Origin of the sequence: Cupriavidus taiwanensis, from assembly GCF_900249755.1 — a bacterium.
In the GTDB taxonomy this organism is placed as follows: Bacteria; Pseudomonadota; Gammaproteobacteria; order Burkholderiales; family Burkholderiaceae; genus Cupriavidus; species Cupriavidus taiwanensis_D.
Genome location: NZ_LT976854.1, coordinates 142,575 through 165,288, shown reverse-complemented (window position 1 = coordinate 165,288; position 22,714 = coordinate 142,575). Strand labels below are relative to the sequence as shown.

Sequence of the window (22,714 nt, the reverse complement as noted above, 5' to 3'; positions counted from 1 at the left end):
GCACTACGGCGGGGCGGCATGTGCGTGGGCACGCCGCCGGTCGCACCATGCGGTCACCAGCGCCCTGCTGGCCACCCGCCATACCCTCCCTACGTTCGCGCCCCGGGCCATCCAGCGCCCGGCTTTCGCGCACCCTGGCACACGTGCTTTATCTAGCACAATTTTGTGCCAAATTCCCTCCTGAATACCGGCAACCCTGCGTTGCCCCTGATCTTCCTTTCCACACAACCTAGTCTCCAAGCAGACGTTGGGATTGGTGGAAGTCCCGTCACAATCGCCAGATAACACTGGCACAGTGGTCGCTACATGAATTGCGTACCACGGCATGCCGGCACACGGTGCGCCACGGGGAACGTTGCGCGCGGCACCCCCCACGCATGGGCGGCTGGCTTTGGCGCAAGCGCCATGCAAGCCTAGCCAGTTCCCTCCGATTTTCATCCGACCTGTTGAAGGACTACCGATGTTCTCCGAAGCCCCGCTTGCGCACGCCAGACACCATGCCCCACGCACCAAGGCCCCGACGCTACCGCCCTGGATCACCACGCGCATGGCACAGCATTTTGAAGAGCGCATGGGCAAGCTCTGGGGCGGGGACCACCTGCTGCACGGCCTCACGCCGGGGCCGGACGCGCTGCACCTGGGCAGCAACGACTATCTGTGCCTGCTGGGCGAAGCTTCGCTGGCGCAGGCGCAGGCGCGGGCTTTTCTCGATGACGCGCCGGAGTTGCTGATGTCGTCGGTGTTCATGCACGGCGATACCCCGCAGCGGCGGGTCGAGCGCAAGATCGCCGACCTGATGCAGGCCGAGGACGGGCTGATCGCCCAGTCCGGCTGGGCCGCCAACGTCGGGCTGGTGCAGTGCATCGCCGGACCCGGCATTCCGGTCTATATCGACATGAACGGGCATGCCTCGCTCTGGGAAGGCATCATCGCCGCCGGCGCGCAGGCGGTGCCGGTGCGCCATAACGATTGCGATCACGTGCGCCGCCAGCTGGAGCGCTTCGGCCCGGGCGTGATCATGGTGGATTCGGTCTACAGCACCACCGGCAGCGTGGCGCCGCTGGTGGACTATGTCGAACTGGCGGAAGCGTCAGGCTGCGTGCTGGTGGTGGACGAATCGCACTCGCTGGGCACGCATGGGCCGCGCGGCGGCGGCCTGGTGCCGGCGCTGGGGCTGTCGGAGCGCGTGCACTTTCGCACCGCGTCGCTGGCCAAGGCGTTTGCCGGACGCGCCGGCTATGTCGCCTGCTCCACGGCCTTCAAGGATTTCTTCGCGGTGGAATCGCGGCCGGCGATTTTCAGTTCCGGGCTGCTGCGCCACGAGATTGCCTGGTTCGACGCGGTGACGGACTTCATTGCCGCGGCGGACCAGCGCCGGGCGCGCCTGCATGCCATTACCCGCGAGACCCGCGCCGCGATCGCCGAACTGGGCTACAACATCAGCGAGGGCTCGGAGCAGATCATCGGGCTGGAGGCGGGCACCGAGCCGCAGGTGAAGGTGCTGCGCGATGCGCTGCAGCGGCGCGGCATCTTCGGCGCGGTATTCTGTGCGCCGGCGACGCCGAAGAACCGGGCATTGATGCGGCTTACGCTGCATGCGAAACTTGGCGCCACCGAAATCGACCGCCTGGTCGGCGTGCTCGCCAGCATCCGCGATGAAGTCCGGCTGCAAGAGTGGTCCTCGACGCGCCGGGCCCGGCGCAAGCACTGAAAATCCCACAAGCGGGCCGATCGCAGGCATCCGCGAGGAGTAGTCCTGGAGATGGATGCAAAGGTAGCGCAAGCGGAGGACGGCCGCGGCACCCTGGCCGGGCTTGCCCGCCAGGCGTGGCAAGCCGTGTTCGAGACCGCCGCGCGGGCCACGCTGCTGGACGAGGAGAGCGTCATCCGCCTGCGCCGGATCCAGATGGTGGGCGCGCTGGGCGTGGTGGGGCACCCGCTCTACTACGTGATCTGGTCCTATGTGTTCCCGCAGCCTTATGAAAACCTGTGGCTGCGCCTGGTCTGCACCGCGCTGTTCGTGCCGCTGCTGTTCGCTTCGGCGTTCTCGGACCGGCGCTGGCTGCCGCCGTATGCGCTCTTTGCCATCACGGTAGGGCTGCCATTCGCCTTTATCTTCTTCTACCTGGAGAACGGCGGTTCGATGGTGTGGGCGGAATCGGTGATCATCGCGGTGGTGATCCTGTATCACTTCAACACCGCCTTCGCCACCATTGCCCTGTTCGCGGGCGGCGCGGCCGCGATTGCCCTGTTCGTGCTGGCCGGCAATTCCATGGGCGGCATCCCGTGGCAGCCGGTGCTGCTGCAGCTGCCGGTGATCGGCTTCGTGATCGCGGTGCTGGTGGTCATCAAGATGGACCGCCAGCTGCTGGCCGAGCAGAAGCGGCGCGGCATGGCCGCCGCGCTGGCCACCGTCGCGCATGAGCTGCGCACGCCGCTGACCAGCCTGGCCATGACCGCCAGGGGACTGAAGGCGCGGCTGCCCGCGGCGCTGGACCAGGACACGCCGCAGCGCGACGGCCTGATGCAGGCGGTGGCGCGGATGGAATCCGACCTGGCCCATATCAGCAACAGCATCGAGCTGCTGGTGGCCAACTCCAAAAACCCGGAAAACGCCACGCAGGCGCTGTTCGACGTGGGCGCGGCGATCCGCGACGCGGTCGGCCGCTTTCCGTTCGAGCCCGGCGATAGCGAGCGCGTCACGCTCGACCTGCCCGGCCGCGCCTACGTGATGGGCAACGCGCAACTATTCGGCCTGGTCACGACCAACCTGCTGAAGAACGCGCTGGAAGCGATCCGACGCGCTGGCAAGGGCACCATCCATATCCGCTGCGAAGTCCGGCCCGACGCCGTCCACGTGATGTTCCGCGACACCGCCACCGGCGTGCCGCCGCAGGTGCTGGCGCGGATGTTCCAGCCCTTCTTCTCCTACCCTGCGCACCGCGGCACCGGCATCGGCCTGGCGTTCTGCCACAAAGTGCTCGACAGCTGGGGCGCGAGCATCAGCTGCCGCTCCGAGGAACACGTCTTCACCGAGTTCGACATGCGCTTTCCGCGCAAGGGGAAATGGCCGGAGCCGCAGCAGGCTGAGGCATCGTAGCCCGCGCCGGCCTGGCACCGGCGCGGCTTGCGCCGGTCCTTACACTACGCCGGCCGCCTTCAGCGCGGCCACCTGCGCGGCATCCATGCCGAGCAGGCCGCCCAGCACACGCTCCGTGTCCTGCGACAGCAGCGGCGGCGCGGCGCGCACCGGCAGGCGCTGGCCATCGAGCCGGTACGGCGGCGCCAGCACCTCGACGCGGCCGGTTTCCGGGTTGGGCAGCTCGGCCAGCAGGCCGGCTTCGGCAGAGCGCCTGGAGCGCAGCGCCTCGAACAGCCCCAGCACCTCGCCGCACGGGATGCCGGCGGCGCTCAGGCGCGCCAGCAGCAGCTCGCGCGGACGGCGCGCCAGTTCGGCGCGCAGTTCCGGCAGCAAGGCCTGGCGGTTGGCCGAGCGGCCGGTGTTGGTGGCGAAGCGCTCGTCGGCAGCCAGGTCCGGACGCTCGATCACCTCGGTGCAGAAGCGCTGGAACTGCGCGTTGTTGCCGACCGTGATCACCAGCGGGCCATCGGCCGCGTCGAACACGCCGTAAGGCACGATCGACGGATGGGCGTTGCCGTACTTGGGCGGGTCCTCGCCCATCAGCAGCGCCTCCAGCCCATAGTAAGCGGTGATCATCAGGCCGCAGTCATACAGCGCCATTTCCACGTGGCGGCCCTGGCCGGTGCGCTGGCGGTCGTACAACGCCGCCAGCACGGCCTGCGCCGAATACATGCCGGTGAACATGTCCACCACCGCCGTGCCGAACTTCAGCGGCCCCTGCCCTTCCTCGCCATTCAGCGCCATCAGGCCGGCCTCGCCCTGCACCACCAGGTCGTAGCCGGGGCGGGTCGCCTCCGGGCCATTGCTGCGGTAGCCGGTGATGGAGCAATACACCAGCCCCGGGTTGACCGCCTTCAGCGCCTCGTAGCCCAGCCCCATCTTGTCGATGCCGCCGAACTTGAAGTTCTGCACCAGCACGTCGCACTTCGCCGCCAGCTCGCGCACGATGCGCTGGCCCTCGGGCTGCTGCAGGTCGATGCCGATGGACTGCTTGTTGCGGTTGGCACTGTTGAAGTAGGCGGTGTTGCGCGTACCCACGCGCAGGCCCCAGTCGCGCGTATCGTCGCCGCGGCCGGGGTGCTCGACCTTGATCACCTCCGCACCCAGGTCGCCCAGCGCCTGCGTGCACATCGGTCCGGCCAGCACGCGGGACAGGTCCAGCACGCGCACGCCGGCCAGCGGCAGGCGTGGGGATTGGTTGGTATCAGGCATGCGGCGATCTCCTTGTGTGTTCGTTCGCGGGCGCGAAGGGTCGGCCCGGGCTTCGCCCGGATTTTGCACTGTCAAGGCTTGATCGACAATTCCATGGATCGTTGACACGGTGTCAATCGAAAGTTGACACGTCGGGATGAGCGAGGACGAGGCAGTCCACGTGCCGGTCCCTATAGTATCCTCGCGGCTTCCCCGAGACCCGTACCACGAGATTGATGCCACACACCGAAGACGCGCCGCCCGGGCACGATTCCCCTGCCATCCACGAACCCCGCCTGTGGCGCGACAAGGGCTGGACCGCCCGCGTCATCAAGAACGAGGATGGCGAAGGCTGGGCGGTCGAGATGATCCGCGACGGCAGCGCCGAGCCGGCGCTGGTCGGGCCCTGGACCATGGGGCGCAACAAGGTCGATCCCAAGCCGCTCGATGCCACGGCCCACCAGACCCTGGTCAAGACCGCGTCGGAAGTGATCCGGCGCCATGAGCAGCAGCTGCATGCGCAGTTGAACAAGCAGCTCAGCATCGAAGCCGAAGCGGGCAGCGTGACCGTGAAGCTGGCGATCACGCCCGATGAGTTCGAGCCCTTCGGCACGCTGAGCGCCGAAGATGCTTTCGGCGAGGTGCTGGCGACCATCAAGGTGCGGCCCGATTTTCGCCTGACGCGCGACAGCGCCGAGCGCTGGGCCGCGAGCGGCTTCGACCGGATCCGTTAGGCGCGCTTGCGCAGGCGCAGCAGTTCGGCGTAAGAGACCAGCTTGCTTTTCTCCTGCGCCAGCATTTTCCCTTTGGACGCCGGGCGCTTCGCCTGGCCGCGCTCGAACTTGGCGGCGGCGCGTTTGTCTTCGCGCGCGTGCGTGCGCGCGGACCTGGCTTCCGCCTTCAGGCGTTCGGCCTCCAGCCGCGCGGCGCTGCGCTCCTCGCGGGCAATATCCTGCGCGGCCGACAGGATCTCGGCGCGCAGCAGGTTGCGCCGTTGCCTGGCCGCGGCACGGGCCGCCTGCAATTCTTCCTTGCGCTGCCGCAGCCAGTCCCTGCGGTTGACCGGCGCGGGCCTGGCTTCCGCCGGCACGCTCAGCCGCAAGGCCCGGCTGGTGGAGACCTGATCGGTCCGCCGTGCGCGCCGCGGCGCTTCCTTGCCATTACTCACGCTGCTTTACTCTCCTGACACCGCATGGGCCGCTTGCGCCGCGCCCATGGCTGTCCCTGCAAACCATTCGTCCACCTTACCACAGCGATAAACGCCGCTTGCCCGGTTTCGATGTTTCGAATACAGTCGAACAATGGAAACCGATAACGCCCTGGCTGCGCTTGCCGCGCTGGCCCATTCGATCCGCCTTGCCGTGTTCAGGCTGCTGGTGCAGGCAGGCCCGGCCGGCTTGCCCGCGGGGCGGATCGCCGAAGTGATGGAGATTCCCGCGTCCTCGCTGTCGTTCCACCTGAAGGAACTGCATCGCGCCGGCTTGCTGACCAGCCGCCAGGACGGCCGCTCGATCATCTACATGGCGCATTTCGACACCATGAACGGCCTGCTGGCTTACCTGACGCAGAACTGCTGCGGCGGCAATCCGTGTTCGCCGGTGTCGCCCTGTCCTGCCGCCTCGGAATCCTGACGCTGCGCAATGCGGTCCGGCGCGCCGGCACGCGCAGGCGCGGCTTCCTCAGACTTCCCTCAATCTTGCCCCGGCTCCATGACCACCAACGTACTGATCCTATGTACCCATAACTCCGCGCGCAGCGTGCTGGGCGAAGGGATGCTGAACCACCTGGCCAGGCGCGCAGGCCGCGACGTGCGCGCCTATAGCGCGGGCAGCGCGCCCAGCGGAAGGGTCAACCCCTTCGCCATCGAAGCGCTCGGCAACGCCGGCGTCGATGTCAGCGATATCCGCAGCAAGAGCTGGGATGAATTCGCCGGCGAGGACGCCCCGCCCATGCGTATCGTGATCACCGTGTGCGACAGCGCGGCGCAGGAAGCCTGCCCGTACTGGCCCGGCAGCCCGGTGAAAGTGCACTGGGGCTATCCCGATCCGTCCCGCACGCAAGGCAGCGACGACGACAAGCGCCAGGCCTTCGAGCTGACCCGGCAGGCCATCGCCTACCGCATGCTGCAGCTGTTGCTGCTGCCGCTCGACGACATGAGCGACGCTGAACTTGAAACAGCGCTGCGGCGCCTGGCGCGGAGCTGAGCCATGACCAGCCAGAACGTCGCCGCATCGACCCCGCCCGCCGCCGCGCCAGCCATCAGCTTCTTCGAGCGCTACCTGACCGTCTGGGTGGCGCTGTGCATCGTCGCCGGCATCGCGCTGGGGCAGGTGCTGCCCGGCGCATTCCAGGCGATCGGGCGCATGGAGTACGCGCAGGTCAACCTGCCGGTCGGCTTGCTGATCTGGGTGATGATCATCCCGATGCTGGTCAAGATCGATTTCGGCGCGCTGGCGCAGGTGAAGTCGCACTGGCGCGGCATCGGCGTGACGCTGTTCATCAACTGGGCGGTCAAGCCGTTTTCGATGGCGCTGCTGGGCTGGATCTTCGTGCGCCATCTGTTCGCGCCGCTGCTGCCGGCGGAGCAGATCGACAGCTATGTGGCCGGCCTGATCCTGCTGGCCGCCGCGCCCTGCACGGCAATGGTGTTCGTCTGGAGCCAGCTGTGCAAGGGCGACCCGTACTTCACGCTGTCGCAGGTGGCGCTGAACGATGCCATCATGGTGGTCGCCTTCGCGCCGGTGGTGGCGCTGCTGCTGGGCCTGTCGGCGATCACGGTGCCGTGGGATACGCTGCTCACCTCGGTGGCGCTCTACATCGTGGTGCCGGTGATGCTTGCGCAAGCGCTGCGCAAGCTGATGCTGCGCCGCGGCGTGGCGCATTTCCAGCGCGTGGTGCGGCGCCTGGGCCCTTGCTCCATCGCCGCGCTGCTGCTGACGCTAGTCTTGCTGTTCGCGTTCCAGGGCCGGGCCATCCTCGAGCAGCCGCTGGTGATTGCGCTGCTGGCGGTGCCGATCCTGATCCAGGTCTTTTTCAACTCGGGGCTGGCGTACCTGCTGAACCGCAGGCTCGGCGTGGCGCATTGCGTCGCCGGTCCGTCCAGCCTGATCGGCGCCAGCAACTTCTTTGAACTGGCGGTGGCCACCGCCATCAGCCTGTTCGGCTTCGAGTCCGGCGCGGCGCTGGCCACCGTGGTGGGCGTGCTGATCGAGGTGCCGGTGATGCTGCTGGTCGTCGCCATCGTCAACCGCTCGCAGCATTGGTATGAGGCGGGGGCCCGATAAGCCTCAAATGGCGCGCCAGGCGCCCAATGCCGTTCAGTTAAGGTATCAAACACTACCGTCATTCCCGCGCAGGCGGGAATCCAGCGTCTTTCACGTCCCCTTCGGGGATAAAGTCACTGGGTTCCCGCCTGCGCGGGAACGACGGTCGTTAACTGAACGGCAGTAGCGCCAGACGCCGGCTTTTCCACACCAGTCTGCCGGTCATGCGTGCGATGACGCACAGACCAGAATCTGCCAGCGACTAATCTCGATCCCATGAACACGCCGTCAATTCGAACGGCGTGCACCGGTCTCTCAGGAGCATCGGATGGATAGATTTTATTTGTTGGACGCCTCGTTCTGCCCGAGCGTCAACCAGGGTCGCAATCCTATCTTCAGCAGCTCGCCCGAGCGCGCCGTGGCGTCGCAGATGACCGCGTTTACCGCGGCCCTGCAGACGTGCGCCGGACGATCCTTCCATCGCTACGACGCGCTGCATGATTTCTCGGTACGCGAGTACCGGACCTTCTGGCGCTGCTTCCTGCAGTGGTCGCAGGGGCTGGCGTGGTCGGGCAGCCCCGATCCCGTCTGCGTTGGCGACGATTGCGAGCATGCGCGCTTCTTCCCGAACCTGCTGCTGAACTACGCAGACAACCTGCTGGGGCTTGAGGTCGCCGGGCCCGACGCCCCTGCGCTGACCGCCTGCCACGCCGATGGCCGGCCTGAACACCTGACTCGCGGCGAACTGCGCGAGCGCGTGGCGCGCACGGCCCACGCCTTGTCGCAACTGGGGCTGCGCGAAGGGGACCGCGTGGTCGCCGTGATGCGCAACGATGCGGAGGCCATCGTCGCCGCGCTGGCCGTGACCGCGCTCGGCGCGACGCTGTCGACCGCCGCAGCCGAGATGAGCGTCGAAACGCTGCTCGACCGCTTCGCGCCGCTGGCGCCGCGGCTGCTGCTCGCGCACACCACGCAGCGCGCCTTCGACACCGGCATCCCGCTGGCGGACAACGTCGCAAAGCTGGCCGCCGCGCTGCCGTCGCTGCAGGGCATCATCCAGCTCGACGACGGCGGCTTGCCCGCCTCGGTCAGCCAGCCGGTCCATACGCTGGCGGACCTGATCGGCCGTGGCGATGCGCAGCAATTCTCTTTCCAGCGTTTTCCGTTCAACCATCCACTCTTCATCATGTTTTCGTCGGGCACCACCGGCAAGCCCAAGTGCATCGTGCACGGCGCCGGCGGCACCCTGCTGGAGCACCTGAAGGAGCACCGCCTGCACAGCGACCTGCGCCCCGGCGACCGCATGTATTTCCACACCACCTGCGCGTGGATGATGTGGAACTGGCAGCTGTCGGCGCTTGCGTCCGGGACCGAGATCGTGACCTATGACGGCCCGATCGCCACGGTCGACGCATTGTGGCGACTGGTCGCCGACGAGCGCGTCACGGTGTTCGGCACCAGCCCCGCCTACCTGAAGATGTGCGAAGACGCCGGCCTGGTGCCCGGGCAGCAGTTCGACCTGGGCGCACTGCGCGCGATGATGTCGACCGGATCGGTGCTGTTCGACGCGCAGTTCGAATGGGTGCGCGACCACGTCAAGGCGCTGCCGCTGCAGTCGATCTCCGGCGGCACCGACATCCTGGGCTGCTTCGTGCTGGGCAACCCCAACCTGCCGGTCTATGCGGGCGAAGCGCAGTGCAAGAGCCTGGCGCTCGGGGTGCAGGCGTGGGAACACGGCGCGCCGACCAGCGGCATCGGCGACCTGGTGTGCACGAATCCGTTCCCGTCGCGTCCGCTGGGCTTCTATGGCGACGCGAACGGCGAGGCGTTCCACAAGGCCTACTTTTCCGCCAACGCGGGGGTCTGGACCCACGGCGACCGCATCGAGTTTCCGCCCGAAGGCACGGCGCGGCTGCATGGCCGCTCCGACGGCGTGCTCAATGTGCGCGGCATCAATGTCGGTCCGGGCGAGATCTACCGCGTGCTGCGCGATATCCCCGAGATCCGCGAGGCGATGGTGGTCGAGCAGCGCGCGCGCACGGCACCGCCCGACCGCACCCATGCGGAACGGTACGAGCAGCGCATGGTGCTGCTGCTGGTGCTGCAGGACGGGGTCGCGCTCACTGGCGCGCTGGCCGCGCGCGTGCGCCGCGACCTGGCGCGGCGCGCCTCGCCCACGCATGTGCCGGACCGTATCCTCGCCGTGCCGGCGCTGCCGGCCACGCATAACGGCAAGCTCTCCGAAGCGGCGGCGCGCAATGCGGTCAACGGCCTGCCGGTGGGCAATGCCGCGGCGTTGCGCAACCCGGAATGCCTCGACGCCATCCGCAATCATCCGGCCCTGAACCTGGCCGCGCGCGAACTGCCGGCCCCCGGCTCGTCGCGCGAGCAGCTGGAGCGCCATTTGCAGGCGCTGTGGGAGCGATTGTTCGACTTCGCCCCGATCGGGCGCGACGACAACTTCTTCGACCTCGGCGGGCATTCGCTGCTGGCCGCGCGGCTGCTGGCCGACGTGCACCAGTCGACCGGACGCACGATTCCGCTCGCCACGCTGCTGTTCACACCGACCATTGCCGGCCTGGCCGCGGCGATCGACGAGGCTGCCTCGCCGCGGCTGGCGCCCAACCTGGTGCCCGTGCGCGGCGGCACCGGCGCGCCGCTGTTCCTGGTGCACGGGGCCAGCGGCTCGGTGATGGAGTGCTGGGGCATGGTCAACGCGCTGCGGACCACGCGCCCGGTCTACGGGCTGCAGGCGCGCGGCCTCGACGGCGAGCAGCCGACGCAGCGGCGCGTCGAGGATATGGCGGCCAGCTACATCGAACAGATACGCACCTTGCAGCCGGGCGGCCCGTACGCGCTGGCCGGCTACTCGTTCGGCGGGCTGGTCGTGTTCGAGATGGCGCAACAGCTGACCCGCGCCGGCGAGCAGGTCGAGCTGCTGTGCCTGCTCGACACCTATGTCGGCGAGCAGTTCCTGCCGTGGCGCACCTGGATGCACTATTGCTGGAACTATCCGGGCTGGCAGTGGCGCAAGCTGCGCGCGGTGCCGGCGGCACAGCGCCTGCGCTACCTAAGGTACGCGCTGAGCCGCGCCGCCGAAGGCGTCGGCATGCGCCGCGGCCGGCTCACGTGCCGGCCCGACGCGTTCACCGAATCGCTGCCGCCGGCGCTGCGGCAGGTGCGCGAAACCATCGGACGCGCCATGACGACCTATCACCCGCGGCCGTACCACGGCGGCCCGGTGCTCTATCTGCGCGCCGCGGTCAGGCAGCAGCGCGGCGACCCGCTGACGCTGTGGCGGCGCGTGGCACTGCGCGGCCTGACCATAGCCGAGGTGCCGTGCAGCCATTTCGACCTGGTGCAGGAACCGAACCTGCAGGCGGTGGCGGCGATCCTGGACGAAGGGCTCGCGGGCACGTGACGCCGTTCGTGCTGCCGGAACCGGCGCGCCTGGCCTTGCCGGACGGCACCGTCCAGCTATGGGTGCTGGACGACGGGCAGGTCGGCCCGGCCTGCGCGCAGCTGGGCCATACGCTGGCGCCAGGCGAGCGCGCGCGCGCGCTGGCCTACCGTCACGCCAGGCACTGCCAGGGCTATATCGCGCGGCGCGGGCTGCTGCGCTGGCTGATCGGCGGCTATCTGCACTGCCAGCCCGAAGCGCTGCGCCTTACCGCTTCGGCATTCGGCAAGCCGGTCCTGCAATGGCCGCAGGCAGCGCTGGCTTTCAGCGTGTCGCACACCGACGGCATGGCGCTGCTGGCCTTCGCCCGGGATTGCCGGCTCGGCGTGGACGTGGAGCGGCGTGCCGGCGGGCTGGACGTGCCGGGACTGGGTCGCGGCATATTTTCCGCGCGGGAGATGCAGGCGCTCGCGCACGCGCGGCACGGTTCGGCCGATACGCTGCTACGCCTCTGGACGCGCAAGGAAGCGCTGCTGAAGGCGCTCGGCACGGGCCTGTCGGGCGATCCCACCGTGTACACGACGGAAGACGACCGGCAGCGCGGCGCGGGTCACTGGCGGGCCTGGCACCATGGCACCGCCATGGCGGGCTGGACCTGCATCGACCTGGCCTTCGGGGAGGAGATACGGGGTGCGCTGGCGGTATCGCGCGCGGACGCCTGCATCAGCTGCCATCCCCTTGCCAAGCCCCCCGCCCGGCAACGTAACACGTTACGTGACACGTAACGCCCCCCAGCGCAGATACCAGCCCTCCGCGCAGGCCTGCAGGCGTGTGCCGCCCTGCCGAAACCCGCGCCCCGCCAAGCTCCGGCGCCCGCAGCACGGTGGCACGGCAGCGCATGCCCCAAGCTGGCATCCCCCTTGCTGATTCCGGCCAGAAGCATTGGTCATGGAGCCAATGCCGGACAAACGGAGGAAGGGATGAACTGGACTCACCATGGAGCGCCGGCCCCGGCGCAGGTTGCGGGGATCGGCCGCGAGGCACATGCCGTGGTCATCGACGACCTGCCGATGTACCGGCACGGCATCACGCGCCTGCTTGGCGAGATGCCGGGCATCGGCCGGGTGGAACCGGTGGAAACGGATGCCCTGGCGGCGCGCAACCTGCGCCTGCCCGCGCCGGCACTGCTGGTGTTCGGCATGCCCGCGGACCTTGCCCAGGGCTGGAACCAGCTGCGCCTGGCCAGCCTGGTGCTGCGGCCGCGGCGCCTGCTGCTGATCTCGGACAACATGTGGCTGCGCCTGCCGCCCGGCCTGGATGCACGCTTCGCCCGCACGCTGTGCCGGTCCGCCTCGGTCGCCACCATCGAACGCGACGTGCGCGCGCTGCTGGATCTGCCGCTCGCGGCGCAAACCCGGCCTGAGCCGGAGGCAGCAACGGACGGGTTCCGGCGGCCGTTTCACGCGTTTGCTTAGCAGCAATCCGACTTCGAACCACGACAGCTCCTAACGCCGCGCAGTTGCCGCACCCGCCGCAGCGCCAAAACACCGATTTTTCTAAGCTCGCCGCCAAAAAGTTTCACTTCCGCGATAAATCGCAAGCTGTAACCATGCACCCAACTCTGTCCCCGGCCCGCATGGATGGGGAGCGCGCGCGGCGGTGGCACTGCCGTTTCCCAACATGACGCGAGCGACGGATGACCATGGTGTACTTGCTGATGCGGCGGCTTTTCGCGCTGGCCGTCCTGCTGTGGCTCGGTGTCGCCGCGGTCCAGGCCGCGCCGGATCCCGATGCCGAAGCGCAGGCCGCGCCGGTCGAAGTCCGCCTGATGAACCGCCCGATCGTGGTGCTGCGCACAACGCTGGCCGGCGTCACGCCTGAAGCGCGCGCCCGCCGCGTGCGGGACCGTTTCGAAGCACTGACGCCGTCCGACCTGCTGCAACCCGTCCGAACCAGCCCCGGCGAGCTCGCCGGCCAGCATGGGGAAGCAATCTATGTCGGCGAGCGCCTGCTGATGGCCGTGGCCGAAGGCGACCGCGATCCCGAGGACAAGGCCCCGCTCGAGACACTGGTCCGGCAGACCGTTGCCAACGTCAGCCAGGCCGTGGCCGCCCGCCGCCAGCAGCAGCACTGGCCCACGCTGATTCGCGGCGCATTGCGCGCGGGGGGCACGCTGGTCGTCGCGGTATTGCTCTGCTGGGGGTTGACCAAGACCCGGCGCTTGCTGGGGCGCGTGGTGGACGTCTCATTGCAGCGGCACCTGAAGGCGCGCACCGCCAACGGCTTCGACTGGACCGCCGCGCTCTACCAGCTGACCGACCGCATCGTACGCATCCTGGCGGTGGCGCTGTTCGCGCTGGTCGCCTTTGTCTGGCTGGAATTCGCTCTGCTGCAGTTTCCGCTGACGCATCCGCTCGGCGAGCGCATGGGCGTGTACCTGTGGCGCCTGCTGGAAGGGATCGGCGCCGCCGTGGTCGGCGCGATCCCGGGCTTGCTGGTGGTCGGCATCATCGTGTTCATTACGCGCGGCGTGCAGGCCGTGGTCTCGAGCGTGTTCGCAGCCACCGAGCGCGGCAAGCTCACGGTGCCAGGACTGCATCCGGAGACGGTGCCGGCAACGCGGCGCCTGGCCACGGTGCTGGTGTGGGCGCTTGGCTTCACCTTTGCCTACCCCTACATCCCCGGCTCGCAGAGCGACGTGTTCAAGGGCGTCTCCGTGCTGCTCGGCTTCATGCTGACGCTGGGCTCGGCCAATGTCGTGAACCAGCTGATGAGCGGCATGGTGCTGGTGTACTCGCGCGCCTTGCGCGTGGGCGACATGGTCAGCATCGGCGATACCGTGGGATGGGTCGAAAGCCTGGGCCCGCTGTCGGTCAGGCTGGTCAACCTGCGCCAGGAGCAGGTCACGCTGCCGAACGCCGTGGTGGTCGGCAGCGCCGTGCACAACTATTCCCGCTCAGGCGACATCAACCAGGGCAGCGCGGCCCTGCTGTCGTCGGCGGTGACGATCGGCTATGACACGCCCTGGCGCCAGGTCCATGCGATGCTGCTCAATGCCGCGCGCCAGGTACCCGGACTGAACCAGGAGACGGCGCCCTTCGTGCTGCAGCGCGGGCTGTCGGACTTCTACGTCGAATACGAGCTGTTCTTCGCCATCGAAGACCCGCGGCGCCGCTTCTTCGCGCTGTCCACCCTGCACGCCGCGATCCAGGACGAGTTCAATCGCCACAACGTGCAGATCATGTCGCCGCATTTCGTGCTGCAGCCGAAAGAACCGGTGACGGTGCCGACCGAGCAATGGCATGCGCCGCCCGCCACGCCCCCCGCGCAGCAGCGCAGCGCCGGCTGAAGCGCCCGCGCGCCGCGGCGAACACGCATCGGTGCGGGCCATGCCCGCAATCACCAAGGAGCGGTCATGAACCGGGCATACCGCAATGCAGAGGATGCTGGCATCGGCCGCGAGACCCATGCCGAGGGCTTCTCGCTGGTGCGCGACGACGTGCTGTACCGGCTGCAACGGCGCCTCGGGCTGATCCCCGCCGGCGGCCTTGGCGTGGCCAGGCGCGCGCTGTGCTACAGCATGGTCGCGTGGCTGCCGCTGGTGGTCTGGGCCGTCGTCCATGGCCGCGTTACCGGGCAGGGGGGCGAATCCCTGTTCGGCCATTACGCCATCCATGTGCGCTGCCTCATCGGCATTCCGCTGCTGATCCTCGCCGAGGGCATCGCACACGGTGTGGTGCCGCTGTGCCTGCGGCAGTTCACGCGCAGCGGGCTGGTCGACGAGGCGCTGGCCCCGCGCTTCCGCGAAATCGTCGAGGGGGCCGCCAAGCTGCGCGATCGCACCTACCCGTGGGTCATCATCGGCGGGCTGGTGCTCGGCTGGACCCTGGCGGTATCGGTAGCGCCCAATCGCGACGAGATCGGCTGGGGCGACCTTGGCGGCGCCACGGGCTTTGCGACGTGGTGGTTCCTGCTGGTGTCGCGGCCGCTCTTCAACGTGCTGCTGCTGGCATGGCTGTGGCGGCTGCTGCTGACCGCCATCGTGCTGACGCGCATTGCCCGGCTGCCGCTGCGCCTGGTCCCCACCCATCCCGACCGGGTCGGCGGCCTGTCGTTCCTGAACCGGGTCCAGTTCATCTTCGCGCCGTTCTCGTTTGCGGTGTCCGCGGTGATGGCCGCGGCCTGGGCGCACGAGGTGATGTACCACGGCGTCGCCATTCCGTCGCTCTACCCGCAGATGGGCACGCTGGTGCTGGTGCTGACGCTGGTCACGCTGCTGCCCATGTTCGGCTTCGTGCCGCTGCTGGCCAGGACGCGCAAATGGGCCTTGCTGGACTACGGCGCGCTGCTGGCCGAGCACAACCGCAAGGTGGACCGCCGCTGGATCCACGGCGAACCCGGGCAGGCCGACGATCCGCTGCTGGATGCGCCGGAACTGGGGCCGGTCGCGGACACGCATGCCATCTACGCTGCCGTGGCCGGCATGCGCAGCTCGCTGGTCGACAAGCGCGCGCTACTGGCCACCGCGCTGCCCGCGGCGCTGCCGATGCTGATGCTGGCGTCGTCGCAACTGCCGCTGAAGTCCACGCTGGGCAAGCTGCTGATGACGTTGCTGTAGACGGGGACCCGCCATCATGACCCAACGGTTCCCGACGCTGCATCGCTGGTCCGGCCAGGCCTGGCGGCTGCTTGCCAGGCGGCCGCACCGCTTCGTGCTGGTGTCGTTCTCGCTGTCCGTCATGCTGCTGTTGCTGCTGCTCTGGCGCGGGCTTCAGCTGTCGCAGGGCCGCGAGATCGAATCGCTGCGGCATATGCAGGCGGTGCGCGCGCAAAGCATCGATGCGTTGCTGCAACGCGAGGCCGAGCGCCTGCTCGGCGTGCGAAACGTCGCCGAGCACCTGCTGCAAATCCAGGCGACGGCGCCTGGCAAGCCGGATGCAGGCCTGCGTGCCGCGCTGGCGCGCCGCGACGAGCCGGTGTGGCCGGTGCCCGCGCATGACGCGGCCGCGGTCTACGGCGTCAGCGCCGCGGCGCTGCGCGGCCTGGACGGCTTCGCCCGGAACCCAGCGCGGCTCGAGGCCGACGTGGTCGTGGCGCGCGCGCTCAGCCATCTGCTAAGCGCGGCGCCGCAGGATTCCGGGATACGGCGGCGCATGGCCTATGTCTCGCGCAACGGCGTGCTGGCGGCCTACCCTTCGATCCCGGAAGCGAACGTCGTGTCCGCCGTGCAGCGCCTGGCGGCCGCGCCCTACTTCCATGACAGCCTGCCCTCGCGCAATCCCGGCCGGCGCGTGCAATGGCGCATCGCCCCGGCCAGTGCCGAGCGCAACCAGGTCTCTCTGTTCCTGAGCGTGCCGGTCTATGCCGACGGGGATGTCCGGGGCGTAGCGATACTCGAGCTGCCCCAGCGCACGCTCGACGACCAGCTCAGCAGCGCGCCCTTCCACGAGGCCAGCAGCTACCTGGTCGATCGCGAAGGCCGGCTGATCGGCGCCAGCGCGCGCAACGTGCGTGCCGGCGAAACCATGCAGGCGGCGCTCTCCGGGCCCTGGCCCGCCGCCACGCTGGACGCGGTCTTCCACGCCGAAGCCGGCCTGCTGAACGACGCGGGCGGCAGCGACCTGATGTTCCGCCGCCTGCGCGAGGGCGGCCTCGCGATGGTCGACGAGATTCCGGTGAACCAGTTGTGGCTGGCCAGCGCGGCACGGCTGAGCGGGGTCATTGGCGCGGGCGCGGCGGCGCTGGGCATTCTGCTCTGTGCCACGCTTGCCGTGGTCCACAGCCTGTTCCGGCACTATCTGGCGCGTGGCGAGGCGCTGCGCACGCTCGCCGAGACCGACGCACTGACCGGCCTGGCCAACCGCCGCGTCTTTGCCGCGCGGTTCGCGGCGGAGTCCGCGCGCTGCACCGCGGAGCCACGGCCGATCGCCGTGGTCATGCTGGACATCGACCACTTCAAGTCCATCAACGATCGCTGGGGCCATGCCAGCGGCGACGTGGTGCTGCGCGCGGTGGCTGCCGCGCTGCGCAGCGGCGTGCGCAAGGACGACCTGCCCGCGCGGCTCGGCGGCGAGGAGTTCGCGGTATTGCTGCCTGGCACCGGCGTCGACGATGCCGCCGCGGTGGCCGAGCACCTGCGGCAGCGGCTGGAAACCCTGAGTTGCGAACCGGCGCCCGATGCGGGCAGTAACGAGCCGATTCGCTTTACCGCCTCGTTCGGCGTGGCCGGAATCGAACCAGGTGCTCCGGGCAACCTCGATGCATTGCTGAGGGCCGCTGACCAGCGCCTGTATGAAGCCAAAGCCAACGGCCGCAACCGGGTGGTGGCGCATCAGCAGGACAGCGCCGGCGCATCACGCGGGCAAGCTTAATGGGCTTATAAGCTGCACTAATCAATCAGGCACGGCAAACTTGACGACAATGATGGCCTTATGACCCGCGCCGCGAATGCGCGCGCATTGGCATGCGCCCCGTGCCATGGTCTTCACAAGGAGTCCCCCATGACAAAATTCCAGCTCAATGGCCAGCCCAGGGACGTCGACGTTCCCGACGAGATGCCGCTGCTGTGGGCATTGCGCGATGAACTCGGCATGACCGGCACCAAGTTCGGCTGCGGCATGGCGCTGTGCGGCGCCTGCACGGTACATGTCGACGGCACCGCGATCCGCGCCTGCGTGACACCGGTGTCCGCCGTCACGGGGCGCTCCGTCGCAACCATCGAAGGCATGGAAGCTGACCGCGTGGGCCAGGCGGTGCAGCAGGCGTGGATCCAGCATAACGTGGCCCAGTGCGGCTACTGCCAGGCCGGGCAGATCATGGCGGCGGTCAGCCTGCTCAAGACCACGCCGGCGCCGAGCGAGCGGCAGATCGATGAAGCCATGAGCGGCAACATCTGCCGCTGCGGCACCTATCCGCGCATCCGCGCCGCGATCCGGCAGGCGGCCAGCCGCCTGGCGCAGGGAGGCAAGTAAATGACCGGGATCGCTCAGCTTTCGCGCCGCGGCTTCCTGCGCGGCAGCCTTGGCCTGATGACACTGGCCGTGACCAGCGGTGGCCTGGTGACCATGGCCCGGGCCGCCGATCCGACGCCAAAAAAATTCGGCGCCGACTCCATGCCAGGCGGGACCGTCGACGATCCGCTGGCATTCGTCTCGATCGCCGCCGACGGTACCGTCACCATCGTCGCCCATCGCGCCGAGATGGGCACCGGCGTGCGCACCAGCCTGCCGATGGTGGTGGCCGACGAGATGGAGGCGCGCTGGGAGCGCGTCAAGGTGGTTCAGGCCGAGGCCGACGAGACCCGCTACGGCAACCAGAACGTCGACGGCTCGCGCAGCGTGCGGCATTTCCTGATGCCGATGCGGCGCGTCGGAGCGGCGGCCCGCCAGATGCTGGAGGCCGCTGCCGCGGCGCGCTGGTCGGTGCCCGTGTCCGAAGTCAGGGCCATCGATCACGCAGTGGTGCACCAGCCCAGCGGGCGCCGCCTGGGCTATGGCGAACTGGCGGCCGACGCGGCCCGGCAGCCGGTACCCAAGGGCGAAGCACTGAAGCTCAAGCCCCGCAGCGGCTTCCGCTATATCGGCAAGAACGCGGTGCGGCCGGTCGACCAGCAAGCCATCGGCACCGGCCGCGCCGTCTACGGCATGGACCTGCGCCTGCCGGGCATGGTCTACGCCGTGGTGGCGCGCCCGCCCGTGGTAGGCGGCAAGCTGCGCCGGCTGGACAGCCGCAAGGCGCTGGCGCTGCCGGGTGTTTTGAAGGTGGTGGAGATTCCCGCCTTCCAGGGCGCGCCGGCATTCCAGCCGCTGGGCGGCGTCGCGGTGGTCGCGCGCAATACCTGGGCGGCCATGCAGGGCCGCGCCGCGCTGGAGATCGAATGGGACGACGGCCCCAACGGCAGCTACGATTCCGCGGCGTATCGCCAAACGCTCGAGGCGGCTTCGCGCGTGCCGGGCAAAATGATGCGCAACCACGGTGATGCGCAGCAGGCCTGGGACAAGGCGCCGCCGGCCGAGCGCCTTGCCGCCGACTACTACGTGCCGCACCTGGCCCATGCATCGATGGAGCCGCCGGTGGCGACCGTGCGCATCCGTGGCGGCAGCGCCGAAGTCTGGACCTCGATCCAGAACCCGGTTGCCGCGCAGACCGCCGTGGCCAGGCGCCTGGAACTCAAACCCGGCAACGTCAGGGTCAACGTGCTGCTGCTCGGCGGCGGCTTTGGCCGCAAGTCCAAGCCGGACTTTGTCGACGAGGCCGCCATCGTCGCGCAGGCAATGCCCGAGGGCACGCCGGTCAAGCTGGTATGGACGCGCGACGACGACATTCACCACGACTACCTGCACACCGTCTCGGCCGAGCGGCTCGAGGCCGTCATCGACAAGCAGGGACAGGTCAGGTCCTGGCTGCACCGCAGCGCCGCGCCGACCATCGCCTCGCTGTTCACCGAGGGCGCGAAGGGCCAGCAGATGTTCGAGTCGGCCATGTCGGCAATCAACATGCCCTACCGCATCGACAACGTGCGCGTGGAAACCGCCGAAGTGCCGGCGCATGCGCGCATCGGCTGGTTCCGCTCGGTGGCCAATATCCCGCACGCGTTCGCGGCGCAGTGCTTTATCGCCGAGCTGGCGCACCGCGCCGGCAAGGACCACCGGCAGTTTGCGCTGGACCTGATCGGACCCGCGCGCAAGATCGACCCCGGCACGCTGGCCGATACCTGGAACTACACCGAATCGCCCGAACGCTATCCGTATGACACCGGCCGCCTGCGCGGCGTGATCGAGGCCGCCACGCGCGGCGCGGGCTGGGGCCGCAAACTGCCCAAGGGGCACGGGCTGGGGCTGGCGTTCTGCTACAGCTTCATGAGCTACACCGCCACGGTGGTCGAGGTGGCCGTCGATGCGAAGGGCGAGGTGCGCGTGGTGTCAGTGGACATGGCGATGGACTGCGGCCCGCAGATCCACCCCGACCGCATCCGCGCGCAGATGGAAGGCGGCGCCGTCATGGGCCTGAGCCTGGCGCTGGCGAGCGAGATCGCCTTCGACAAGGGCCGCGTGGTGCAGAGCAACTTCCACGACTACGAAGTGCTGCGCCACCATGCCTCACCGCGCGTGATCCGCACCCACCTGGTCAACGACAACCACGATTTGCCGCCGGGCGGCGTGGGCGAGCCGCCGGTGCCGCCCGTCGCACCCGCGTTGTGCAACGCGATCTTCGCCGCCACCGGCAAGCGCGTGCGCAGCCTGCCGGTGCGCAAGGTGGCATAGGGAAGGCGCCGCGGCCAGGGTCGCGGCGCCTTTGCGCACAGCGCGTCAGGGTGCCCGCGTCGCCGCGGCGCGCGCAGTGAGCCACGTCAGCCATGCCGCGATCGCCAGCAGCGCCGCGCTGGCGACGAAGGTGCTTTGGTAACCGCTGTGGTCGAACAGCAGGCCACCCACGGTAGAACCCAGCGCGATGGCAAGCTGGACCACCGCCACCAGCAGTCCGCCGCCGGCCTCGGCGTCATCCGGGAAGGTCCGGGCGATCCACGCCCACCAGCCCACGGGAGCGGCGGTGGCAACCAGGCCCCACATCCCCAGCAGCGCGACCGCCGCGGCAGCCTGGCCGCCGAAGGCAACCAGCGCCAGCGCAATCCCGGCCATCAACACCGGTATGGCGATCATGGTCGCGTAGAAACCGCGCCTGAGCGCCGCGCCGATGGCCATGGTGCCGATAAAGCCCGTGACCCCGATCAGCAGCAGGATCAGCGACAGCGCCGACACATCCACCCGCGTCACCGTCTCGAGAAACGGCCGCACATAGGTGAACAGCGTGAACTGCCCCATGAAGAACACGCTGGCACCCAGCATGCCCAGCACCACCAGCGGCTGGCGCAACAGCCGCAAGCCGTTGCCCGAACCGCTGCGGCGCGCAGCCACCGGCATCGCCGGCAGGCTGACCCACTGCCACGCGAAGGCGACCAGCGCCACCGGCACCAGGCAGAAGAACGCGCCGCGCCAGCCGATCACCGCGCCGAGATAACTGCCCAACGGTGCCGCCACCACCGTCGCCAGCGCGTTGCCGCCGTTGAAGATCGCCAGCGCGCGCGGCACCTGGCCGGCCGGCACCAGCCGCATCGCCGTTGCCGCCGACATCGACCAGAAGCCGCCGACCACCACGCCGATCAGCGCACGGCCCGCCATGTAGGTCAGGTAGTTGGGCGCCAGCGCGATCACCGCACCGGAGACCGCCATCAGCGCCGTCAGCGCCAGCAGCAGCGTCTTGCGGTTCATGCCGCCGGCCAGCGTGGCGACAAACAGGCTGGTCACCACGGCAAAGGCGCCGGAGATCGCGATGCCCTGGCCGGCCATGCCTTCTGATACATGCAGGTCGGCGGCCATGGGCGTCAGCAGGCTGACCGGCATGAATTCCGAGGCGATCAGCGCGAACACGCACAGCGTCATCGCAAAGACGCCGCCCCAGCGGGCGGGCTGGCGTTCGGCGTCGTGTGAAGGGATGGTCGCGCCCATGGGGGCGTCACAGAGTCGGGTTGTCATGCAGTGCGGGAAGGTCGGAATGCGCCAGCCACACCGCGCCGGTATCGTCCGGAGCGGCGTGTCGCAGGCGCAGTGAGCAATGAAAATGTGCCGGAGTCGGCGATGGCGAGGCCCGGTCCCGGCCTCTTCGTCCCTGCCATCATCGCGCGTGGCGGCGCGCGAGACTAGCTAATGAGTACTTAAAGAGGATATAAGTAGCGCTAATCAATGTGCCGATGGAGACCGACCCATGGTCCGACGCAATCTCAACGACCTGCTCGCCTTCGTGACGGTGGCGCGCGAAGGCAGCTTCACGCGCGCCGCCGCCTCGCTGGGCGTGACGCAGTCAGCGCTGAGCCAGGCCGTGCGCGGCCTCGAGGAACGGCTGCGGATCCGGCTGCTGACGCGCACCACGCGCAGCGTCTCGCCCACCGCGGCCGGCGAACGGCTGATGCAGGCCATCGGCCACCGCTTCGACGAAATCGAGGCCGAGCTCGATGCCCTGACCGCCTTGCGCGACAAACCCGCCGGCACGGTGCGCATCACCTGCGGCGACAACGTGCTGCACACCATCCTGCTGCCCAAGCTCGCACCGCTGCTGCACGAATATCCGGACATCAAGCTCGAGTTCGACGTCAACTACGGCTTCCGCGACATCGTCGCCGACCGCTTCGACGCCGGCGTGCGCCTGGGCAACACCATCGACAAGGACATGATCGCCGTGCCCATCGGCCCGCCGCTGCGCATGGCCGTGGTGGCATCGCCCACCTACTTCGCCGCCCACCCGCCGCCGAAGACCCCGCAAGACCTGATGGCGCACCGCTGCATCAACCAGCGCATGCCCACCTCGGGCGGGCTGTACGTGTGGAACTTCGAGCGGCGCGGCCGCCAGGTGAACGTGCGCGTGGACGGGCCGCTGATCTTCAACACCACGCAGCCGCAGGTGGACGCCGCACTGGCCGGGCTGGGCATCGCACTGCTGCCCGAGGATGAGCTGCTGCCGCATATCGAAGCCGGCCGGCTGGTGCGCGTGCTGGAGGACTGGTGCCCGAAGTTCAATGGCTACCATTTGTACTATCCGAGCAGGCGGCAGCCGTCGCCAGCGTTTGCGCTGGTGGTGCGGATGTTGCGGGGGTAGGGGTGGGGAGGAGGGATGGTTTGCTTGCGGGGGCACCGCCATGACCACGCCTGATCAAACGGCGAAGCG

The 22,714-nt window shown here is 68.9% G+C and carries 18 protein-coding genes; 15 read left to right on the top strand and 3 right to left on the bottom strand.

What is annotated here, in order from left to right:
* The first annotated feature begins 460 nt into the window (after positions 1-460).
* Positions 461-1,711: an alpha-hydroxyketone-type quorum-sensing autoinducer synthase gene (cqsA, locus tag CBM2594_RS16610; protein WP_116357935.1), complete on the top strand. Its 1,251-nt coding sequence runs from the start codon at positions 461-463 to the stop codon at positions 1,709-1,711.
* Positions 1,712-1,762: 51 nt separating this feature from the next.
* A complete protein-coding gene (locus CBM2594_RS16605; RefSeq protein WP_116357934.1) occupies positions 1,763-3,100 on the top strand; it encodes a sensor histidine kinase in 1,338 nt (445 codons plus the stop codon).
* A gap of 39 nt (positions 3,101-3,139) precedes the next feature.
* On the opposite strand, the gene CBM2594_RS16600 is transcribed toward CBM2594_RS16605, so the two are convergent.
* Entirely contained in the window at positions 3,140-4,354 is a 1,215-nt protein-coding gene (locus tag CBM2594_RS16600) for a CaiB/BaiF CoA transferase family protein (RefSeq protein WP_116357933.1), read from the bottom strand.
* 215 nt (positions 4,355-4,569) lie between these two features.
* Here CBM2594_RS16600 and CBM2594_RS16595 point away from each other — a divergent pair, with 215 nt between their 5' ends.
* Positions 4,570-5,067, top strand: a complete 498-nt coding sequence (locus CBM2594_RS16595; protein WP_116357932.1) for a hypothetical protein — start codon at positions 4,570-4,572, stop codon at positions 5,065-5,067.
* Here the strand turns inward: CBM2594_RS16595 and CBM2594_RS16590 are convergent.
* The gene (locus CBM2594_RS16590; protein ID WP_116357931.1) at positions 5,064-5,501 is read right to left on the bottom strand and encodes a hypothetical protein; all 438 of its coding nucleotides are present in this window, start codon (positions 5,499-5,501) and stop codon (positions 5,064-5,066) included. The two genes, CBM2594_RS16595 and CBM2594_RS16590, sit on opposite strands and share 4 nt — an antisense overlap.
* A gap of 133 nt (positions 5,502-5,634) precedes the next feature.
* Between CBM2594_RS16590 and CBM2594_RS16585 the strand changes: the two genes are divergently transcribed.
* From CBM2594_RS16585 to CBM2594_RS16535, 11 genes are all read left to right on the top strand, one after another.
* Entirely contained in the window at positions 5,635-5,964 is a 330-nt protein-coding gene (locus tag CBM2594_RS16585; RefSeq protein ID WP_116357930.1) for an ArsR/SmtB family transcription factor, read from the top strand.
* A 78-nt stretch (positions 5,965-6,042) separates the two neighbouring features.
* The gene (locus CBM2594_RS16580) at positions 6,043-6,537 is read left to right on the top strand and encodes an arsenate reductase ArsC (protein ID WP_116357929.1); all 495 of its coding nucleotides are present in this window, start codon (positions 6,043-6,045) and stop codon (positions 6,535-6,537) included.
* A 3-nt stretch (positions 6,538-6,540) separates the two neighbouring features.
* Entirely contained in the window at positions 6,541-7,617 is a 1,077-nt protein-coding gene (arsB, locus tag CBM2594_RS16575; RefSeq protein ID WP_116357928.1) for an ACR3 family arsenite efflux transporter, read from the top strand.
* A gap of 307 nt (positions 7,618-7,924) precedes the next feature.
* Complete coding sequence (locus CBM2594_RS16570) at positions 7,925-11,017, top strand: acetoacetate--CoA ligase (protein ID WP_116357927.1); 3,093 nt, start codon at positions 7,925-7,927, stop codon at positions 11,015-11,017.
* Positions 11,014-11,781 (top strand): 4'-phosphopantetheinyl transferase family protein, encoded by a 768-nt coding sequence (locus CBM2594_RS16565; protein WP_116357926.1) that lies wholly within the window; start codon positions 11,014-11,016, stop codon positions 11,779-11,781. The genes CBM2594_RS16570 and CBM2594_RS16565 overlap by 4 nt, the downstream gene beginning before the upstream one ends.
* 264 nt (positions 11,782-12,045) lie before the next feature.
* Complete coding sequence (locus tag CBM2594_RS16560; protein ID WP_232346643.1) at positions 12,046-12,471, top strand: DNA-binding response regulator; 426 nt, start codon at positions 12,046-12,048, stop codon at positions 12,469-12,471.
* A 221-nt stretch (positions 12,472-12,692) separates the two neighbouring features.
* On the top strand, positions 12,693-14,345 hold the full coding sequence (locus tag CBM2594_RS16555) for a mechanosensitive ion channel family protein (RefSeq protein WP_232346642.1): 1,653 nt from the start codon (positions 12,693-12,695) through the stop codon (positions 14,343-14,345).
* A 66-nt stretch (positions 14,346-14,411) separates the two neighbouring features.
* Positions 14,412-15,614: a hypothetical protein gene (locus CBM2594_RS16550; protein ID WP_116357924.1), complete on the top strand. Its 1,203-nt coding sequence runs from the start codon at positions 14,412-14,414 to the stop codon at positions 15,612-15,614.
* A gap of 16 nt (positions 15,615-15,630) precedes the next feature.
* Positions 15,631-17,367, top strand: coding sequence for a diguanylate cyclase (locus tag CBM2594_RS16545; RefSeq protein WP_116357923.1), 1,737 nt, complete (start codon positions 15,631-15,633; stop codon positions 17,365-17,367).
* Between the two features lie 129 nt (positions 17,368-17,496).
* Positions 17,497-17,967: a (2Fe-2S)-binding protein gene (locus tag CBM2594_RS16540; protein ID WP_116357922.1), complete on the top strand. Its 471-nt coding sequence runs from the start codon at positions 17,497-17,499 to the stop codon at positions 17,965-17,967.
* Complete coding sequence (locus CBM2594_RS16535) at positions 17,968-20,259, top strand: xanthine dehydrogenase family protein molybdopterin-binding subunit (RefSeq protein ID WP_116357921.1); 2,292 nt, start codon at positions 17,968-17,970, stop codon at positions 20,257-20,259.
* 45 nt (positions 20,260-20,304) lie between these two features.
* Here the strand turns inward: CBM2594_RS16535 and CBM2594_RS16530 are convergent, their stop codons facing one another.
* Positions 20,305-21,528: an MFS transporter gene (locus CBM2594_RS16530; protein ID WP_116357920.1), complete on the bottom strand. Its 1,224-nt coding sequence runs from the start codon at positions 21,526-21,528 to the stop codon at positions 20,305-20,307.
* Positions 21,529-21,757: 229 nt separating this feature from the next.
* Between CBM2594_RS16530 and CBM2594_RS16525 the strand changes: the two genes are divergently transcribed.
* On the top strand, positions 21,758-22,645 hold the full coding sequence (locus CBM2594_RS16525) for a LysR family transcriptional regulator (protein ID WP_116357919.1): 888 nt from the start codon (positions 21,758-21,760) through the stop codon (positions 22,643-22,645).
* Positions 22,646-22,714 lie beyond the last annotated feature (69 nt).

Bases quoted from the DNA above. Each gene is read 5' to 3' on its own strand.
- CBM2594_RS16580 (WP_116357929.1), top strand. From the start codon at position 6,043: ATGACCACCAACGTACTGATCCTATGTACCCATAACTCCGCGCGCAGC.
- CBM2594_RS16550 (WP_116357924.1), top strand. From the start codon at position 14,412: ATGAACCGGGCATACCGCAATGCAGAGGATGCTGGCATCGGCCGCGAG.
- CBM2594_RS16585 (WP_116357930.1), top strand. From the start codon at position 5,635: ATGGAAACCGATAACGCCCTGGCTGCGCTTGCCGCGCTGGCCCATTCG.
- cqsA (WP_116357935.1), top strand. From the start codon at position 461: ATGTTCTCCGAAGCCCCGCTTGCGCACGCCAGACACCATGCCCCACGC.
- CBM2594_RS16540 (WP_116357922.1), top strand. From the start codon at position 17,497: ATGACAAAATTCCAGCTCAATGGCCAGCCCAGGGACGTCGACGTTCCC.
- CBM2594_RS16530 (WP_116357920.1), bottom strand. From the start codon at position 21,528: ATGACAACCCGACTCTGTGACGCCCCCATGGGCGCGACCATCCCTTCA.
- arsB (WP_116357928.1), top strand. From the start codon at position 6,541: ATGACCAGCCAGAACGTCGCCGCATCGACCCCGCCCGCCGCCGCGCCA.
- CBM2594_RS16605 (WP_116357934.1), top strand. From the start codon at position 1,763: ATGGATGCAAAGGTAGCGCAAGCGGAGGACGGCCGCGGCACCCTGGCC.
- CBM2594_RS16535 (WP_116357921.1), top strand. From the start codon at position 17,968: ATGACCGGGATCGCTCAGCTTTCGCGCCGCGGCTTCCTGCGCGGCAGC.
- CBM2594_RS16600 (WP_116357933.1), bottom strand. From the start codon at position 4,354: ATGCCTGATACCAACCAATCCCCACGCCTGCCGCTGGCCGGCGTGCGC.
- CBM2594_RS16545 (WP_116357923.1), top strand. From the start codon at position 15,631: ATGACCCAACGGTTCCCGACGCTGCATCGCTGGTCCGGCCAGGCCTGG.
- CBM2594_RS16595 (WP_116357932.1), top strand. From the start codon at position 4,570: ATGCCACACACCGAAGACGCGCCGCCCGGGCACGATTCCCCTGCCATC.
- CBM2594_RS16525 (WP_116357919.1), top strand. From the start codon at position 21,758: ATGGTCCGACGCAATCTCAACGACCTGCTCGCCTTCGTGACGGTGGCG.
- CBM2594_RS16555 (WP_232346642.1), top strand. From the start codon at position 12,693: ATGACCATGGTGTACTTGCTGATGCGGCGGCTTTTCGCGCTGGCCGTC.
- CBM2594_RS16570 (WP_116357927.1), top strand. From the start codon at position 7,925: ATGGATAGATTTTATTTGTTGGACGCCTCGTTCTGCCCGAGCGTCAAC.